Origin of the sequence: Plantactinospora soyae, assembly GCF_014874095.1 — a bacterium.
GTDB lineage: Bacteria > Actinomycetota > Actinomycetes > Mycobacteriales > Micromonosporaceae > Plantactinospora > Plantactinospora soyae.
On record NZ_JADBEB010000001.1, the window covers coordinates 4,098,498 to 4,116,591 of the forward strand.

Genomic DNA, 18,094 nt, shown 5'->3' on the forward strand with positions numbered 1-18,094 from the left:
TCCGGACGGCCGCTTTCCGACCTCTGACCTGCGGTTCTGGGACAACTGTGCCCATGCCCACCCGGCTGCGTCGGCCCGGCTGTGATCGACCGATCTCTATAGTCGGATGACCGGCGTCCATCCTGGACGACGAGGATGGGGGAACGGGCCATGACGGATCAGCAGAGCGCAGTGACCCGACGACGACTGCTGCGGGCCGGCACCGTGGCCGCCGGTGGCATCCTGGCCGGGGGAGTCACCGGCGGTACGGCCCTGGCCGCACCGGCATCGCCGCCGACCCCGGCCGGCCGGCTCGTCGCGAAGCCGCCCGCACTCCGCCCGGGTGACCGGGTCCGGATCGTGGCGCCGGCCCGCCCGGCCGACCCCGCCCTGCTGGCCCGGGGAGTGGAGATCCTGGAGAGCTGGGGGCTGACGGTCGAGATCGGCGCGCACGTCTACGACCAGCACGGTTTCTTCGCGGGCACCGACGCCGACCGGCTCGCGGACCTGCGGGCGGCCTTCACCGATCCGGGTGTCCGAGGCGTCTTCGCCTGCCGGGGCGGCTACGGCACCCAACGCATCGTGGACCGGTTCAACCCGAGCGGGCTCGGCCGGGATCCCCGGGTGTTCGTCGGGTTCAGCGACCTGACCGCGCTGCACGGGCGGCTGTGGCGGACGGCCCGGCTGGCGACCTTCTACGGGCCGGTGATGAACTGGAACGACGCCCGGACCGGCCCGGCGTCGATCGAGTCACTGCGTCGGGCCGTGATGACCACCGACCCGGTCACGATCACCCGGAACCCGGCCGAGCCGAGCGCGGCGGTCATGGTTCCCGGTCGGGCCACCGGCGTGTTGCTGGGCGGCACGCTGACGATGTTGACCACGAGTTTCGGCGCCCCCGACTTCCCCCGGCTCTCCGGCGCGATCCTGCTCTTCGAGGACGTCGACGAGGCGGCGTACAGCGTCGATCGGATGTTGACCCAGTTGCGCCGGGTGGGTGCGCTGGAGGGGATCGCCGGGGTCGCGGTAGGGCAGATCACCAACTCGAGCGGCATACCCGGGTACGACCTGGCCACGGTGCTCTCCGACCGGCTGGGCGATCTCGGCGTGCCGGTGCTCGGCGGGCTGCCGTTGGGGCACGGCCCGGGTCAGCTCACCGTACCGCTCGGTGTCGAGGCCACCATCGACGCCGAGGCGGGCACGCTCGTCACCGCGCCCGGGGTGCGGTGAGCCGGTCCGGCGCTGTGGTCACCGGCCGGGCCGAGTTCGTCGGCGCTGTCGCAAAACCGTCTCTAATTTGTCTCAGAAACCGTCTCATTAATTGCTGGAGAGGTTGACCGGGTGCCCCGCAGGTGTCGGTAGACCGTCGCCCGGGAGACCCCCAGGTTCGCGGCGATCTGGTCGACGGTGTGCGAGCCCCGGGTGTGCATCGACCGGGCCGTCCTGATCTGCTCGACGCTCAGCGCCGGAGGGCGGCCCGCGCCACGCCGGCCCGCCCCGGTCGACGGGTCTGTGCCGGTCGCCGAGTTGGTCCCGGTCGACGAGCCGGTCCCGGTCGACCGGGCGATCCCGGCCGGGGCGCCGACCGCGTCCGCCGGGCCGGAGGCCGTGCCGCCGGCCGGTTCCGCCGCCTCCGCCCCGGGCCGGGCGGCCGGCGGTCCGTACCCGCCGGTCGCCGGGGACTGCCCGGGTGGCGACTCGCCGAGCAGCCGGGCCACCCCGTCCAGCATGTCCGCCCGCAACTGGTCGTCCGGCACGTCGGTGAAGAAGACGATCGGATCGCCGAGCATCGCAACGGCCTGTACGGCGCGGATCCGTTCGAGCCGGGTCGCGTCCGCCCCGGCGACCAGCCCGTACGCCTGGAGCGCCAGTTGCATGATCCGGGCGTACGTGCTGCCCCGGGCGAGCAGGGTCATGTCGTGGTACAGCGTGCCCAGTGGACGGCGATGGGCGAGCAGGGTGTCGAGCCAGCCCGCCAGTGCCGCCCAGCGGGCCGCCGGCCAGGGCAGCCGGGCCGCCCGGTCCAGGGCAGCCTCCAGGTCGGACAGCAGTGGCTCGGCCAGCGCCACCAGCAGGTGTTCCTTGCTCGGGAAGTGGTAGAGGACGCCGGCCTTGGTCAGTCCCAGCCGATCGGCTATCTCGCGCAGTGAGGTGCGCTGGTAGCCGTGTGCGGCGAACAGGTCGAGCGCGGTCCGCAGGATCCGGCCACGGGTGTCGAGGGTCGGCGGTCGGTCCATCCCGCGAGCGTACCGGGCCCTGACCGACAGTCAGAAATTTGTGACCGTCGTCCTACCATCGGTCAGTACACTGTGAATTGACACATCGTCACACTGCGAGTCGCCGCATCGTCCTCGGTGAGGAGATCCCGCTGGGGAGATGTCGTGAGCGGCACTAGTAAGGGGGCGTCATGACCGCTGTCTCGGTGGCCGGCCTGGTGAAGACCTTCGGGGCCACCCGTGCGCTGGACGAACTGGAGCTGACCGTCCGGACCGGCGAGGTGCACGGGTTCCTCGGGCCGAACGGTGCGGGCAAGTCCACCACCATCCGGATCCTGCTCGGGCTGCTCCGCAGGGACGCGGGCGAGGTCACCGTACTGGGCGGTGATCCCTGGCGGGACGCCGTCGGGCTGCACCGCCGGCTGGCGTACGTGCCCGGCGACGTCAACCTCTGGCCGAACCTGTCCGGTGGTGAGGCGATCGACCTCTTCGGCGCGCTGCGCGGCGGACTCGACCGGGCGCGCCGCGCCGAGCTGCTGGAACGGTTCGACCTCGACCCGACCAAGAAGTGCCGCACCTACTCGAAGGGCAACCGGCAGAAGGTGGCGATCGTCGCGGCGTTCGCCTCCGACGTGGAACTGCTCGTGCTCGACGAGCCGACCTCCGGCCTGGATCCGCTGATGGAGAAGGTGTTCCGGGACTACGTCGGCGCGCTGCGGAACGCCGGCCGTACGGTGCTGCTCTCCAGCCACGTGATGAGTGAGGTGGAGGCGCTCTGCGACCGGGTCAGCATCATCCGGGCCGGCCGTACGGTCGAGTCCGGCACCCTGGCCGAGCTGCGCCACCTGACCCGTACGCCGATGACGGTCGAGACCGAGCGGCAGGTCGACGGACTCGCCGACCTGCCGGGGGTGCACGCGGTCACGGTGACCGGGTCGAGCACCCGGTTCGAGGTCGACGCCGGCACCCTCGATCCGGTGCTGAGCCACCTGGCCCGGTTCGGCGTACGCGCGCTGACCAGCACTCCGCCGACCCTGGAGGAGTTGTTCATGCGGCACTACGGCGACGATCTCGACCGGAGCGGTGCGGCGCAGCCGGCGACGGCGGGTGCCCGATGACCGGATTCACCGGCACCGCCGCGCTGACCCGGCTCGCCATCCGGCGGGACCGGACCAGGCTGCTGATCTGGGTACTGGCCATGCCGGCGGTGACGGCCGCCGTGCTGCAGAGCGTCCGGGGGGTGTACGGGACCGAGCAGGACCGGATCGGGTACGCCACCACCAGCGCCGCCAGCGTCGTCGCCCGGGCGTTCAACGGTCCCGCCTCCGGACCGAGCCTGGGCGCGGTGGTGACGGCCGAGGCGTACACCATGTTGGCCCTGCTCGCCGCGTTGCTGAGCACCTTCGCGGTGATCCGGCACACCCGGCAGAACGAGGAGACCGGCCGGGCGGAACTGCTCGGCTCGGCCGTGGTCGGCCGGCACGCCCTGCTCTCCGCCGCGCTGCTCACCACGCTGGCGGCGAACGTCCTCAGCGGGCTGCTGCTGAGCCTGGTCCTCGTCGCCGATGGACTGCCGTTGTCCGGTTCGCTGGCCCTCGGCACGGCGATCGGCGGGATCGGTGTCGCCTTCGCCGCGGTGGCCGCGGTCGCCGCCCAGGTCTCGGGTACGGCCCGGGGCGCGAACGGCATCGCATCGGCCGCCGTCGGGCTCGCCTTCCTGCTCCGCGCCGCCGGGGACGCCTGGGGTGAGGTCAGCGCGGACGGACTGCGGGTGACCAGCGCCTGGCCGTCCTGGCTGTCCCCGTTGGGCTGGGCGAACCAGATCCGGCCCTTCGACGGTGACCGGTGGTGGGTCGCGGCGCTGACCGCCGGGCTCTGCGCGGCGGCCGTCGGGCTCGCCTTCACGCTCACCGGTCGGCGCGACCTCGGCAGCGGGCTGCTGGCGGTCCGCCGGGGCCCGGCGGTGGCGGTACGCCACCTGCTCAGTCCGGTGGGCCTGGCCTGGCGGTTGCAGCGCGGTGTCCTGCTCGGCTGGGCGATCGGGGTCGCCGTGATGGGGCTGGCGATGGGCTCGGTGGGCAACGAACTGGAGAGCTTCGTGGGGGAGAACGAGGCCGCCTCGGAGCTGATCGCCCAGCTCGGCGGCACCGACGTACTGGTCGACGCGTTCCTCGGCACCATGATGGCCATGTTCGCGCTCGCGGTGGCCGGCTACGCGGTCCAGTCCGTGCTGCGGCTGCGCGCCGAGGAGGCCGCCGGAACCCTGGAGGGGGTGTTGGCGACGGCGGTCAGCCGGCCGGGTTGGCTACTGAGCCACCTGCTCTGGGCCGGGATCGGCACCGTCGCACTGCTGGCGGTCGCCGGGGCGAGCACCGGGCTGGGGTACGGACTGGTCACCGGGGACGTACCGGGTGAGCTGGCCCGGCTCACCGCCGCCGGGCTGCTACAGGCGCCGGCCGCGCTGGTCCTGGCCGGTCTGGTCGCGCTGTTGTTCGGGCTGCTGCCCCGGCTGGCGGTGGCGCTGTCCTGGTCGGCCTTCCTGGTCTGCGTGCTGCTCGGCCAGCTCGGCGCGCTGCTGGAGCTGCCGCAGGCGGTGCTGAACGTCTCGCCCTTCACCCACCTGCCGGCGGTGCCGGCCGCCGATCCGGCCGCCGTGCCGCTGGTCACCCTGTTGCTGGTCGCGGTGGCGCTGGCCGGCCTGGGAATGGCGCTGTTCCGCCGCCGTGACCTGGCGATCGGCTGACCGCACCGGCTCGCCCGGCCCGGGTACGCCGAAGTCCCCGTCCACCGGTGGTGGCGGGGGCTTCGGCGTACGGCTCAGCTCGCGTACGACTCGAGTCGGTCGGCGCGGGACGGGTGGCGCAGCTTGAGCAGGGTCACCTTCTCGATCTGACGGATCCGCTCCCGGGACAGCCCGAACTCGCGGCCCACCTCGTCGAGGGTGCGCTGCCGACCGTCGTCCAGGCCGAAGCGCAGCCGGATCACCGCCTGCTCGCGGTGCGACAGCGTCGCCAGCACGATCTCCACCTCGTTGCGGAGCATGCCCTGGGAGACCGCGTCGCCCGGCTCGTCGCGCGGGTCGACCGCCGCGACGAAGTCACCGAGGGCGCTCTCACCGTCCTCGCCGACCGCCTGGTCCAGGCTCACCGGCTCCCGGTCGTACGAGATCAGCTCGATGACCTGGAACTCCTGTACGCCCAGCGCGACGGCGACCTCGGCGACGCTCGGCTCCCGGCCCAGTGAGGCGGCCAGGTCCCGACGGGTCCGGACCATCCGGTTGACCTGCTCGACCATGTGCACCGGGATGCGGATGGTGCGGGCCTGGTCGGCCATGGCGCGGGTGATGGCCTGGCGGATCCACCAGGTGGCGTAGGTGGAGAACTTGTAGCCCTTGGTGTAGTCGAACTTCTCGACGGCGCGGATCAGGCCGAGGTTGCCCTCCTGGATCAGGTCCAGGAACGCCATGCCCCGCCCGGTGTACCGCTTCGCGATGCTGACCACCAGCCGCAGGTTCGCCTCCAGCAGGTGGTTCTTCGCGGCCCGCCCCTGGACGACGATCGTCATCAGGTCGCCCCGCAGATCCACCGGCAACGCCCCGGACGTCCCGCCCGGCTGTCCGCCCCGGAGCAGCCGCTCGTCGGCGGTGAGCTTCTCCTCGGCGTACAGCCCCGCCTCGATCCGACGGGCCAGCTCCACTTCCTGCACCGCGGTGAGCAGCTTGGTCCGGCCGATACCGTTGAGGTACGCCCGGACGAGGTCGGCCGACGCGCCCCGCTCGTCGGTGGCGTCGAGGTCGACCATGACCTGGCCGGGCCCGCCGTCGTTGACCAGTTCGTTATCGGTCCCGACCGTGCTGGCCGGGCTAGTGTGGTTCTCGTTCATGTGCCGGACCATCATCTGTCGCCTCCCCGCTTCGACAAAGTGACGCCTCCCAGCGGAATACCTCGCTGGTGACAACCAGCTTGGCCGTTGGGGCGTGAAGCCGGGGTGAGGAGACCGTCGGGTTGGCATGAATCCGGGAGAGAACCGGGGAGCGGATTGTTCGGCTTCCTGGTGCTTCAGCCGGATTTGTGGCGGGCGATCGTCCGGGGACGGGCTTGCCGGCGGTGGCTACTGTGCCAGCCGGCCAGCCGGGTACCGACGGGGCCGGGGGCGCGATCGAGGCACGGATGGAGGACATGGTGGTCTTCAAACGGTTGATGCAGGCGATGGGCGTGGGCGGTCCGTCGGTCGAGACGGTGCTGACCAATCCGAACTGCCGGCCCGGCGGTCAGCTGGAGGGGCAGATCCACGTCGCCGGCGGTGACCATCCGGTGGACATCGAGTACGTCTCGCTGGGCCTGGTCACCCGGGTCGAGGTGGAGAGCGGCGACAGCGAGTACAGCAGCACCCAGGAGTTCCACCGCCAGCGGGCGACCGGCCCGTTCCGGCTGGAGAGCGGAGCACGGCGCGACATCCCGTTCCGCTTCGACGTGCCGTGGGAGACCCCGATCACCGAGATCGGCGGCCGGCACCTGCACGGCATGACCATGGGGCTGCGGACCGAGCTGGAGGTGGCCCGCGCGGTGGACAAGGGCGACCTCGACCCGGTCGCGGTCTATCCGCTGCCGGCGCAGGAGCGCATCCTGAACGCCCTCACCCAGCTCGGTTTCCGGTTCACCCGGGCCGACGTCGAGCGCGGACACATCTACGGCGTCCAGCAGTCGCTGCCGTTCTACCAGGAGATCGAGTTCTATCCCGCCCCCCAGTACGCCCGGGCGATCAACCAGCTGGAGCTGACGTTCGTCGCCACGCCGCAGCAGTTGCAGATCGTGCTGGAGCTGGACAAGCGGGGTGGGCTGTTCACCGAGGGCCGCGATGCGTTCGGCCGGTTCAGTCTGGACCACGCCACCGCCGACCGGACCGACTGGACCAGCCAGCTCGACGGCTGGTTGCGCCAGTCGCTACAGAAGCGCGGCCTGTCCTTCTGAGCCTGGGCGCCGCCGGGTTCAGAGGTCGAGCAGCACCGTACGTGGGCCGACGTTCACGCTCTCGACCAGCATGTGGGTCCGGAACCGGCCGGTCTCCACCTTGGCACCACGGAGCCGGAGCGCCTCGACGAACGCGGTCACCAGCGGCTCGGCCAGTTCGGCCGGGGCGGCGGCACCCCAACTCGGCCGGCGCCCCTTGCGGGCGTCGCCGTACAGGGTGAACTGGCTGACCACCAGCAGCGGTGCGCCGACGTCCGAGGCGGACCGCTCGTCGTCCAGGATCCGCAGCTCGTGCACCTTCCGGGCCATGGTCTCGGCGGTCGCCGGAGTGTCCGAGTGGGTCACCCCGAGCAGTACCAGCAGGCCGTCGGAGATCGCCCCGACCACCTCGCCGTCCACCGTCACGCTGGCCCGGCCGACCGTCTGCACCACCGCCCGCACGACGGTCAGTCTGCCACGGGCGCGAGAACGCCGCGCTCGACCAGGTGCGCGATGATCGGCCCGGCCGCGTCGGCAAGATCCTCCGCCGGTACGTCGTGCGCGATCGCCAGCACCGCGAGCTGCTCGCGCAGCGCCACCTGCCCGTTGGCCCCGCCGACCAGGGCGAGCACCAGCGGATCGACCTCCTCGGTCCAGCGCAGCCCGTGCGGCTGGACGAGTACCTGCCGGTCCACCGCCCAGCCCTCGTCGCCCATCGTCGCCTCCTGACGCAGGCGCAGCCCGTCGACCGCCCGGAACCGGGTGGCCAGCAGCGCGTCGTCGTCGCGGGCCCGCAGCCAGTCCTGTCGATCGAACCAGGCGGCGATCTGCTCGCCCATCGGCGGCTGCACCACCTGCCGAAGGTCCTCGATCCGGACCACCGGATCGGTGTGGCCGGCCCGACGCAGGTTCACCACGCCGAAGCCGACCGCCTCCACCTTCTGCGCGTCGAACCAGTCCAGCCAGGCCGCCGCCCGGTGCGGATCGGCGGCCTCGCTGGCGTCGGCCAGCCACAGGTCGACGTACGCCATCGGATCGGCGACCTCGCGCTGGATCACCCAGGCGTCCAGGCCGGTACCCGCGAACCAGCCGGCCACCCGCTCGCCCCAGTCCTCCCCGGCCACGTGCAGCCAGTTGGCCAGGTACTGCATCGTGCCGCCCTCGGTGAGCAGGCCCGGGGCGGCGGCGGCCAGCTCGGCGGCGACCCCGTCCCCGACCCGGCCCGAGTCGCGGTAGCTGTGCGTGGTGGTTCCGGGGCCGACCACGAACGGCGGGTTGCTCACCACCAGGTCGAACCGGCGACCGGCGACAGGGCTGACGAGATCACCCTGAAGCAGCTCCCAGCGGTGTCCGTTCAACGCGGCCGTGGTCGCCGCGAACCGCAGCGACCGGTCGGAGACGTCGGTGGCGGTGACCGAGCGGGCGTGCTCGGCCAGGTGCAGGGCCTGCACACCGCTGCCGGTACCGAGGTCGAGCGCGCTGCCGACCGGGCGCCGGATCGTCGCACCGACCAGGGTGGTGGTGGCCCCGCCGATCCCGAGTACGTGGTCGGCGGGGAGCGGCAGGCCGGGCCGGGCGCTCGCGGGCACGTCCGAGAGCACCCACCAGGAGTCACCGTACGGCTCCAGGTCGATGGCCTGCCGAAGGCCGGAGTCGACCCGTTCGACCAGGCCGGCGGCGAGCGCGTCCGCCAGGGGCAGCGGTGCGAGCGCCGCCCGTACGGCCGGCTCCGGCTCGGTCTGGCCGCAGACGAAGAGCCGGATCAGCGTGTCGAGCGGGTCACGTTCCCCGGTGGCCCGCAGCGCCGCCCGGAAGTCGTTCCGGGCCATCGCGCTGGTCGCCTGCGGCCCGAGCCGCTCCGCGATGCCGCTCGACGTGTACGCCGCGCCGAGCAGGGCCTGCCGGAGCTGGTCCACCCCAGCGGGTGACAGCAGCATGTCGTCTCCGTCCACGGCGTCCATCCTGCCGGTCGCCCGTACCGGGCCTGCCCGCAACCCCCGTAGATGCCCGGCCGGAACCACCCCGTCGGGGGGTGACCGGCGGGTAACCGGCCGGCGACCTATCCGGCGTACGCCTCGTCCACCGCCGGTGGCGGCGGCGCGGTGGACCGCTGCGGCGCGGGGCCGGCGGGCGTCGGGTACCAGGGCAGTACGGTCGGCAGCCGGCGACGGCGGGCGAGCCAGAGCACCACCCCGGTGTACGCGGCGTGCACCACCACGCTGACCACGAACATCTCCCAGGGGGCGTCGGCGGCCGTCTCCTCGGCGGCGAGTTGGCCGAGCGCGGCGGAGCCGACGAAGGCGATCACGTTGTTCACCACGTGCAGGGTGATCGCCGCCTCCAGCCCACCGGTGCGGATGGTCAACCAGCCGGTCAGGCCCGCCATGATCATCAGATCGACGAAGCCCCACCGGGTACCCCAGCCGTGTGCCGCCGCGAACAGCACCGCCTGGACGGCGATCGCCGGCCACGGCGTACGGAGGAACGCCCCGACCGCCTGGAGCAGCCAGCCCCGGAAGACGTACTCCTCGGCGGCCGCCTGGAGCGGCACCAGCGCAAGCAGCACGGCCACGGCGCCGAGGAAGCCGGCCCAGCCCGGCCATCCGCCGTCGACCGACCCGCCCTCGTCCGCGTTCCCGGTCAACGTGAGCAGTCCGAGACCCCCACCGAGCAGCGCCAGCACGGTCGGCACGGCGACCAGGGCGCAGACACCGAGCCAGCGCCAGCGCAGCCGTCCGAGTACCGACGACACCGTCCCCACCGGGCGGGCCTGCACCCATCCGGCCGCGAGCAGCACCAGCGGCAGCGCCACGGCGATGCCGGCCAGCAGCAGTACGAGGTCGCCGAGCGGCCCCCAGGTGGGCAGGCCGTCGGCGCCGTTCGGCCGGTCGGCGAGTTCGCCGGCCGAGAATGCGACGCCGGTCAGCAGGCAGAGCACCATGAAGGTGCCGCCCAGGATCAGCACGCTGCCGAGCACCGGTCGCCACCAGTCGTGCCGCTCGGTCCGGGCCAGCCGGTGGTACGGCGTACCCGGTGGGGGTGGGGTCATCATGCGGTCCAGCCTGCCGGCCGCGCGTGGGTCGGGCATCGTCCGCCGTTGCGAGCCGGCCCCCGCTCCTGCGGCATAGCCAGGCCCGCACCTTGGGGGCAGTGCGACTAGAACCTGAGGTATAGCCCGGCCACCACCGCCAGCGGATGTGCCGGGCGGGTCGGCGGTCCTATCGTCGGAGCCGTCATGAGACTGGTCCGGGACTGGCTGCTGCCGGTGGTGCTGGCCGGGGCGCAACTGGCGTACTGGCCGGGCTCCCGGCTGGGCGGTGGTGGCCCGGTCGACCCGGAGTTGGTCGCCGGCCTGGTGGCGACCGTCGGATGCGCGGTCGCGCTGGGCTGGCGCCGCCACGCGCCGGTGTTGGCGCTGGGCGCCGTCCTGCTCGCCCAGGCCCTGGGCCGGCTCGCGGTGGACCCCGACGCGCTGCTCGTGGTCGTCAGCGCGGACGTGATCGCGCTCTACTCGGTGGCGGTACGCCGGCCGCTCCGGATCGCCGGTCCGGCGGTCGCCGTCGCCTTCGCCCAGACGGCGGTGCTGGGCCTGCTGGTCTACGGGTTCGGCGCCACCTACCTGGGCGAGGTGCTGTTGGGGCTGGCGGTGTATCCGGTGACGCTGGGCCTCGGGCGGAGCCGCCGGCGGTGGCACGCCGCCCGGACCGCCGCCGCGCAGCGGCTCGCCGAGGCCGAGGCGGACCGGCAGCGGGCGGCCAGCACCGAACGGCACCGGCTGGCCCGGGAACTGCACGACGTCAGCGCCCACCACCTGACCGCGATCGTGGTGACGGCGGGAGCGGCGCTCCGGCTCGCCGACCGCCGCCCGGAACTCGTCGCCGAGGCGGTCGGGTTCTCGGCGCGTACCGGCCGGGAGACGCTGACCGCGTTGCACCGGTTGGTGGCGGTGATCCGCAGCGCCGAGCAGCAGGACCGCCGGCCCCTGGAGGTACGGCTCGCGGAACTCGCCGACGGCTTCCGGCGACTGGGGCAACCGGTGCGGGTCGAACCGGACCCGATCCCGGTGGAGCAGCCCGAACTTCCGCCGGCGGTCGCCGAGGCGGTGTACGGGATCGCCCGGGAGGCGCTCACGAACGCCCTGCGGCACGCGCCGGGTTCCGCCGTCCGGCTGCGGATCGCCCGCCATCCGGCCTCGGTGCAGATCGTGGTGGGCGACGAGGGTGGCGGCGTACCGGGGAAGGCGGCGGAACTCGGCTCGGGGCGGGGCGTACCGGGGATGCGGGACCGGGCCGCCTCGCTGGGCGGGACGCTGACCGCCGGCCCGGAGGCGACGGGTTGGCGGGTCCGGGCGACGCTTCCGCTGGCCGCTCCGGTCGGGTCCGCCGGTCGACCGGGCTGGCGTCGTCCGAGCTGGGCACGGGTGGTGGACGCCCTCGTCGTACTGGGCGTGCTGGCGCTCACGGTCGCCCCGGTGCTGCCGGTCGACGGGTCGGCAGGGGCCGGATCCGGTTCCGCCGGGCTGCTGGTGGGGCTGGTGATGGCGGCGCACGCCGTACCGCTGCTGTGGCGGCGTCGCCGGCCCTGGGCAGCGCTGTCCGGGGTGCTCGGCAGCGCCGCGCTGTGGCCGGTCGCCGTCGTCGGCGTGCCGTTGCCGGGGGAGTCGGCCGAGGTGCTGGTCGCCGGGGCGATCTGCGAGTTCGTCGTGGTCTACGCGGTCGCCGGGTACGCCCGCCCGGCCCCGAACACGCTGCTGGCGATACCGGTCACGGCGCTGAGCCTCGCCGCCGCGTTGACGGCGTCGGCCGCAGTCGACGGCTCGATGGCCGGTCAGCCGGTCCGGCCCGACGCCCCGATGACCGAAGAACTGGGTCTGCTGGTCACGCTGTTGTACGTACTTCCCGGATGGCTGGCCATGGCGGGCGTGCTGACGGTTCCGCTCGGCGCGGTCTGGTTGCTCGGTGCCGCGCTCCGGCGGCGCCGGACCGGAGTCCTGGCCCGTGAGGCGGACGCGGTGGCCCGGACGGCCGCGAGCGCGGTCGAGGCGGCCCGGTGGGAACGGGCCCGGATCGCCGCCGGGCTGCGCGCCGCCGTCCTGGACCGGGCCGGGCAGGTGGTGGCGGCCGCCGACGAGGGCCGGCTGGACGTGGTGGTGGAGCGGGCCCGGTCCACCCTCACCGCGATGCGTGGCCTGCTCGACACCCTGCGGGCGGACGCCGGAGCGGAGCGCCGGGCTCCGCAGCCGACGGTCGGGGCGATCGCGCGGCTCTGCGCGGACCAGCGGGCGGCCGGGCGGCTGGTCGAGGCGTCCGTGCCGGTGGCGCCGGGTCCGCTGCCGGCGGACGTGGACGTGTCCGCGTACCGGGTCGTCGAGCTCGCCCTGGCCGCCGGGGACCCCGGACCGATCGCCGTCGATCTCCGGTACGGTGACGGCGGCCTGCGGATCGTGGTGGCCGGCGCGCCGTCCGCCACCGATCCGGTGATCGTGGCGGGGCTGCGGGCCCGGGTCGGCGCGCTCGGCGGCGAGGTGGCGGTGGACGTACCGGCCGGCCGACTCGACGTGTGGCTGCCGACGCCCGTACCGGCACCGCCGGGTCGGGTCGGTTCCGGCCGGCGGCCGGTCGGTTCCGGCCGCCTGTCGATCGGGGACGAGGAGGTGGCGACATCGTCGTCCGGATAATGGTGGTGGACGACCAGCCCGTGGTCCGGGCCGGGTTCGCCGCGATCGTCGATGCCGAACCCGACCTGGTGGTGGTCGCGGAGGCCGGCGACGGTGCGGACGCGGTACGCCGGGCCGAGGAGAGCCGGCCGGACGTGGTGCTGATGGACATCCGGATGCCCGGGATGGACGGGCTCGCCGCGACCCGGGCACTCACCGCCGCCGCGGCCGGTCCCCGGGTGCTGGTGCTCACCACCTTCGACCTCGACGCGTACGTCTTCGAGGCGCTCCAGGTCGGTGCCTCCGGATTTCTGCTCAAGGACGCCGAGCCCGCCGACCTGCTGGCGGCGATCCGGGTGGTCGCCGCCGGCGAGGGGATGCTCGCGCCGGCGGTCACCCGACGGCTGATCGACTCGTTCGCCGCCGGCCGGTTGATCGTCCCGCCGCCGATGGCCGACACGGTGTCCGGCCTCACCGGCCGGGAACGGGAGGTGTTCGAGCGGATCGCCGCCGGCCTCTCCAACGCGGAGATCGGCGCGGAGTTGGGCGTCGCCACCGGCACCGTGAAGGCGCACGTCAACGCCCTGCTGAGCAAGCTCGGCGTACGGGACCGGGTGCAGGCGACGATTCTGGCGTACGACCTGGGGCTGGCCCGGCCACGTGCGCGCCGGCCGGAGTAGTCGCAGGGACGTGGCTGGCCGGTACGACCAGCCGTGCTCGGGCGGGATACCCCGGTGGCTGTCCGTGGTATCCCGCCCGAGACCGTTCCGGATTCGCCGCGCGGGGGCGGGCCGGGCGACGTGCCTGCGATGGTGGAGCCGCCGCCTAGAAGGTCACGTCCGAGCAGCCGTAGAAGGTCTCCTGGCTGTCGGAGCGGGTCCACACGGAGTAGATGATGTGGTGGCCGCTCTTGCCGGACGGCAGTCGTCCGCTCCAGTAGTAGTGGCCGCTCTGGCTGCCCACGCTCCCGTTCTGCGGCGGGTTGACGACCGAGGAGAACGGCGTCGACTCGATGTCGTTCCAGGTCAGCGCGCGGGTGGGGCTCCAGCCGTTCCGGGTGACGTACAGGTCGAACCGGCCCGGGTGGGCGGCCCAGTTGCTGTACCGGAACTGGACGGTCGCGCCGGAGCTGACCTGGGCCTTCGGGAAGTCGCCCCGGGCCAGGTCCCAGCCCCGGAAGGTGGAGTTGCCACCGCTGCACAGTTGGCCGTCCGGGACGAAGCCCCGGGTCCGGCCGGCACCGTCGGAGCGGAGCACGCTGAACCAGTTGTAGAGCGGGCTGACTCCACTGATGTTCGCCGCGGCGACGCAGCCGGCGTTCTTGTTCACGATGTTGCCCTGCGGGGTCAGACCGTCCTGGTAGCACGCGTAGGTGCGGCTGGCCGGCAGCATCAGCGCACCGTGTGCGGATGCCGCGTTCGGCGAGATCGCGGTCAGGAGCCCGGCGGTCAGTACGGCGGCGACGCCGACGACCGTCAGTTTGCGCAGCAGTTTCACGAGATGGATCCCTTCTGTTCGACCGCAGCCGGAGGTGGTTGTGGGCGGCGCGGTCGGGTGGGTACCGGCGGGGCGTCTGCCGTGGGTGTGCGTCTGTCGCGCCCGGTCACCGGCATCGTTTTCAGGCTCGGTCCCGCTCTCGCAGTGCGGTTGCCCCCGTACTGCGGCGATATGAACCATTGCAGCACGGGTGGGCGGGCTAATCAATAGGTGACGATCGATACGTGACGTCGGATACGCCCGGCATGGCCGGAACGACGCCCTCCGTTCGGCCCGATCGGCGGGCCGCTCCCCGGCGCGGGCCAGGATCGTGGCTCCGGTTCGGCTGGGCCGGCGGTCGGGTCAGGCCAGTTGGAAGTCGGCGAAGTCGAACCCGGGTGCCACCACGCAGCTGACCAGCACCGGCTGGTCACCGGCGGGTTCCGCCGCCTGCCAGACGCCGCCCGGAACGACCGCCTGCGGATGCTCCCCGGCAGCCACGTCGGGGCCGAGCCGGATCTCCGCCGGCTCCGCGCCGGGCACGTCCGCCGAGCCGGCCAGCCACAGCCGGAGCGGGCCGCCCGAGTGCCACAGCCACAGCTCCGTGGAGCGCACCACGTGCCAGCGGGAGCGCTCGCCCGGCTGGAGCAGGAAGTAGATCGCGGTCGCCGCGGAACGCGGTCCGGCGTACCCGTCGGGGGTGAAGGTGTGCGTCGACCGCCAGGTCTCCCGGAACCAGCCGCCCTCGGGGTGTGGGGCCAGGTCGAGCTGTTCGGCGAGGTCGGGTCGGCTCGGTGTCGTCACGGGTTGACCTCCACTCGGGTACGGCCGGCGGCTGGCCGGTTCCTCGGCGTGCCCATCGTCCACCGGCAGCGTATCGGGTCCGCCGGCCGGTCCGCCGTCGACGACGCCTCCGGAAGGTGAAGCGCGATCGCCCAGCGGTTTAGAACAATTTATTAAGTGTGGGCAAATGCCTGCGCCGGCAACAGGCACATCGATGTGGGTAATAGCTTGACAAGTGATCCAGATATTTAGAAGGATTAATGCGCGCATCGGTGGTGCGTAAACGGGGGCATCTGAGATCAGCGCTGACCGGCCCGAGGCTGTGCCTCGGTCGCCGGTGGATTCCCCTGTCACCGTGTCCCGGGCCCGTCTGGGAAATGTCCGACCTGGTGAAGGGAAAGTGAGCATGATCGGTGCACGCGAGTTCACGGTCCATCGGCGTCTCGCCCTATTGTTGGCGCTGGCGACGGTGTCCCTGTCCGTACTTCTCTCCGGTCTTCCGGCGTACGCCGGTGTGTCGCGTGCACCGGTCGCGACCGGTGCGGAGCTGACCGCCACCCTGCTGCCCGGGGCGGAGGACGGCACCCGGTTGGCGGTCGACTGGCGGGGTGCCGCCGGTGCCCGGCTCGGCGTGACACTGGGTACGTCAGAGCGGCCGGATCGGGTCCTGGTCGCGGAACGGCCGCTGAGGTCCGGCGCCAACCTGCTCACCCTGCCGGTCCACGCGGGCGCGAGCGGGACCCTGCGGCTACGGGTCGAGGGCGGCTCCGGTGTGCTGCTCCGGACCCTGGTGCAGGAGCTCGACGAGCTGCGGGCCGAGTCCGAGTTCGCCTGGGCACCGGAGTCCTCCGTCGCCGCCGTGCCACCCGGTCTGATCGTCGGTGGCATCTTCGGCGCGACCGGCGCGGGGACTGCGAACAACATCGCCCGGCTGAACGGCAGTACCTGGTCGTCCTTCACCGGTCCGGGCGGTACGGGCGCCGACAGCCAGGTCGCTGTGCTGGGCGTCTTCGACGGAGACCTGATCGCCGGCGGAAGCTTCATGTACGCGGGCGGCAACCTGGTCCGTGGTATCGCCCGGTGGGACGGCACGGACTGGTTGCCATTGACCGGGTCGTCCGGCACCGGGGTGATGACGATGCCGTTCGACTTCGTGGCCAGCCTCGCGGTCTACAACGGCGACCTGATCGTCGGTGGACAGTTCCTCCGGGCCGGAAGCGTTCCGGTGAACCACGTCGCGCGGTGGGACGGCGCCGAGTGGTACCCGTTGACCGGGCCCTCCGGCACCGGGGTCGACTACGCCGCGGTCCGGGACCTGGCCATCTACGGCGGCGCGCTCATCGTGGGCGGCGGCTTCACCCAGGCCGGTGGGATCCCGGCGTCCCGCATCGCACGCTGGAACGGCAGCACGTGGTCGACGTTGGGCGCCGGCCTGGGCACCACCCAGGTGACCGCCGACGTCGCGGCGCTGACCATCTACAACGGGGCGCTGATCGCGGCGGGCTACTTCGACGACGCGGCCGGGGTGACGGCGAATCACGTCGCCCGGTGGAACGGCACCGCGTGGTCGGTGCTGACCGGACCATCCGGCACCGGTACCTCCGATCCGGTCCGGGACGTGACCGTCTACAACGGGGCGTTGATCGTCGCCGGGCACTTCACCCATGCCGGCGGGCTGCCGGTGAACTACATCGCCCGGTGGAACGGCAGCGCCTGGTCGGGCCTGACCGGCCCGTCCGGCACCGGCACCAACTCCACGGTCTACACCGTGACCGTACGGTCCGGGGCGCTGATCGTCGGCGGTGACTTCAGCCAGGCCGGCGGGGTGAGCGCGGGCTACCTGGGCCGGTGGAACGGCACCGCCTGGTCGGCCGTCTCGGCCACCGGGCCGAACGGTCCGGTCTTCGCCCTGCTCAGCGCGTAACCGGCCGGGGCGAGCGAGCCGGCTCCGACAGGGCACCGGCGGTCGGGTGGGCGGGAAGTGCCGCTCCGCCCGACCGCCGGCGTCGTCGTGGTTGTCGCCGTGCTCAGAGCCCGGCGGCCGCGTCGTAGCGGCGGCGCAGGTCGGCCATCTCCGAATCGGACAGGGCCTCCTTCTCTGCCTGCTGCTCGTACGGGTCCGGGAACACCTCGCGGAGCCGGTCGATGAACCTCGTGTTCTCCGTCGCCTCGACGACCTGGATGCCCGGCGGTTCGGTGGACATGTCCATGATCAGTGGGCCGACCAGCTTGACCGCCCAGTCCCACGGCTTGTCCGGCTCGGCGATGCCGCAGAGGTGGAAGCCGTAGACCAGGTCCACGTCGGCCAGTGCGGTGACAGTGGTCGGCTCGAAGCCGTAGACGTGTACGCCGCAGATCACCGACGGCTTCTTGTCGCCCTCCGAATTGACCTGTGCGGTGTGGCCCGCGTGCTGGTGCTGGGCCGGGTCGGCCGTTTCGAGCACCGTCCGCATCCGGGTCATGATCTGGCCCCTCAGGTCGGCCGGGCGAGCCTCCGAACCGGCCGAGTTGACCAGTACGACCGCCGTGGCCGACACCGCCAACAGGATGACCGCCACCCACACGAAACGGTTGCGGTACCACCCCGCGAAACTGTCACGGGTAAACATGATCGTGTATCACCTCGTCGCCGGTTGATGCGTTGGCAGATCCCGGTCGGACACGTCGGGCCAGGTGCGCGTACGCGTCCGGTGCGGTGAACTCGCGTGGCTGGCCCCGTTGCTGAGCGGCGTCGATGATCGTCCGCACGGTACGTCGTCCAGCCCTCGGCTGCTCCCGGTGATGGCCGTTCCCAGTGTGGTTGCCCCCGCACTGCGGCGATATGAGCCATTCCAGCACGCCTCGCCCGCTCCGGCAACATCGATGACCCTCATCGGGACGTCGTCATCGTCACGACGGGCGCCGGCAGCGCTTGACCACGCCGTGCGGGGCGAGGCGCTGGTCGGTGCGATGGCTACCTGACCTCGGAGGTAATCGACAGTCCCGGGCGACAGGTGGAAGGTTCGTGGTCGGCGGCGGTACGGATCGAGTCGGAC

At 72.7% G+C, this 18,094-nt stretch carries 15 protein-coding genes; 7 read left to right on the forward strand and 8 right to left on the reverse strand.

Going from position 1 to position 18,094, the window contains the following annotated elements:
• The first annotated feature begins 150 nt into the window (after window positions 1-150).
• Window positions 151-1,209: a S66 peptidase family protein gene (locus tag H4W31_RS18310; RefSeq protein WP_192767774.1), complete on the forward strand. Its 1,059-nt coding sequence runs from the start codon at window positions 151-153 to the stop codon at window positions 1,207-1,209.
• Window positions 1,210-1,271: 62 nt separating this feature from the next.
• Here the strand turns inward: H4W31_RS18310 and H4W31_RS18315 are convergent, their stop codons facing one another.
• Window positions 1,272-2,216, reverse strand: coding sequence for a TetR family transcriptional regulator (locus H4W31_RS18315; protein ID WP_192767775.1), 945 nt, complete (start codon window positions 2,214-2,216; stop codon window positions 1,272-1,274).
• Between the two features lie 170 nt (window positions 2,217-2,386).
• Here H4W31_RS18315 and H4W31_RS18320 point away from each other — a divergent pair, with 170 nt between their 5' ends.
• Together H4W31_RS18320 and H4W31_RS18325 are read left to right on the forward strand one after the other, a co-directional pair.
• On the forward strand, window positions 2,387-3,313 hold the full coding sequence (locus H4W31_RS18320) for an ABC transporter ATP-binding protein (protein ID WP_192767776.1): 927 nt from the start codon (window positions 2,387-2,389) through the stop codon (window positions 3,311-3,313).
• Entirely contained in the window at window positions 3,310-4,938 is a 1,629-nt protein-coding gene (locus H4W31_RS18325) for an ABC transporter permease (RefSeq protein WP_192767777.1), read from the forward strand. The genes H4W31_RS18320 and H4W31_RS18325 overlap by 4 nt, the downstream gene beginning before the upstream one ends.
• Before the next feature lie 74 nt (window positions 4,939-5,012).
• Here the strand turns inward: H4W31_RS18325 and sigB are convergent, their stop codons facing one another.
• The gene (gene sigB / locus H4W31_RS18330) at window positions 5,013-5,996 is read right to left on the reverse strand and encodes an RNA polymerase sigma factor SigB (protein WP_225946782.1); all 984 of its coding nucleotides are present in this window, start codon (window positions 5,994-5,996) and stop codon (window positions 5,013-5,015) included.
• 380 nt (window positions 5,997-6,376) lie between these two features.
• On the opposite strand from sigB, the gene H4W31_RS18335 reads away from it, so the two are divergent.
• On the forward strand, window positions 6,377-7,165 hold the full coding sequence (locus H4W31_RS18335) for a sporulation protein (RefSeq protein WP_192772199.1): 789 nt from the start codon (window positions 6,377-6,379) through the stop codon (window positions 7,163-7,165).
• Between the two features lie 18 nt (window positions 7,166-7,183).
• Here H4W31_RS18335 and dtd read toward each other — a convergent pair whose 3' ends face one another.
• The 3 genes from dtd to H4W31_RS18350 all read right to left on the reverse strand — a co-directional run bounded on the left by dtd (window position 7,184) and on the right by H4W31_RS18350 (window position 10,196).
• The gene (gene dtd, locus H4W31_RS18340) at window positions 7,184-7,606 is read right to left on the reverse strand and encodes a D-aminoacyl-tRNA deacylase (protein ID WP_192767779.1); all 423 of its coding nucleotides are present in this window, start codon (window positions 7,604-7,606) and stop codon (window positions 7,184-7,186) included.
• Between the two features lie 5 nt (window positions 7,607-7,611).
• The gene (locus tag H4W31_RS18345; protein ID WP_192767780.1) at window positions 7,612-9,096 is read right to left on the reverse strand and encodes a DUF7782 domain-containing protein; all 1,485 of its coding nucleotides are present in this window, start codon (window positions 9,094-9,096) and stop codon (window positions 7,612-7,614) included.
• A 107-nt stretch (window positions 9,097-9,203) separates the two neighbouring features.
• Window positions 9,204-10,196: a CPBP family intramembrane glutamic endopeptidase gene (locus H4W31_RS18350; RefSeq protein WP_192767781.1), complete on the reverse strand. Its 993-nt coding sequence runs from the start codon at window positions 10,194-10,196 to the stop codon at window positions 9,204-9,206.
• Between the two features lie 183 nt (window positions 10,197-10,379).
• Between H4W31_RS18350 and H4W31_RS18355 the strand changes: the two genes are divergently transcribed.
• Complete coding sequence (locus H4W31_RS18355) at window positions 10,380-12,821, forward strand: sensor histidine kinase (protein WP_192767782.1); 2,442 nt, start codon at window positions 10,380-10,382, stop codon at window positions 12,819-12,821.
• On the forward strand, window positions 12,821-13,480 hold the full coding sequence (locus H4W31_RS18360; protein ID WP_225945577.1) for a response regulator: 660 nt from the start codon (window positions 12,821-12,823) through the stop codon (window positions 13,478-13,480). The genes H4W31_RS18355 and H4W31_RS18360 overlap by 1 nt, the downstream gene beginning before the upstream one ends.
• 145 nt (window positions 13,481-13,625) lie before the next feature.
• Here the strand turns inward: H4W31_RS18360 and H4W31_RS18365 are convergent, their stop codons facing one another.
• Window positions 13,626-14,297 carry a lytic polysaccharide monooxygenase auxiliary activity family 9 protein gene (locus tag H4W31_RS18365; protein WP_404825597.1) on the reverse strand — a complete coding sequence of 224 codons (672 nt, stop codon included), beginning with the start codon at window positions 14,295-14,297 and terminating at the stop codon, window positions 13,626-13,628.
• A 342-nt stretch (window positions 14,298-14,639) separates the two neighbouring features.
• Window positions 14,640-15,080: a cupin domain-containing protein gene (locus H4W31_RS42855; protein WP_318783255.1), complete on the reverse strand. Its 441-nt coding sequence runs from the start codon at window positions 15,078-15,080 to the stop codon at window positions 14,640-14,642.
• Between the two features lie 385 nt (window positions 15,081-15,465).
• Here H4W31_RS42855 and H4W31_RS18375 point away from each other — a divergent pair, with 385 nt between their 5' ends.
• Entirely contained in the window at window positions 15,466-16,983 is a 1,518-nt protein-coding gene (locus H4W31_RS18375; protein ID WP_192767785.1) for a hypothetical protein, read from the forward strand.
• 103 nt (window positions 16,984-17,086) lie between these two features.
• On the opposite strand, the gene H4W31_RS18380 is transcribed toward H4W31_RS18375, so the two are convergent.
• Window positions 17,087-17,668 (reverse strand): hypothetical protein, encoded by a 582-nt coding sequence (locus tag H4W31_RS18380; protein ID WP_192767786.1) that lies wholly within the window; start codon window positions 17,666-17,668, stop codon window positions 17,087-17,089.
• Window positions 17,669-18,094: the final 426 nt, after the last annotated feature.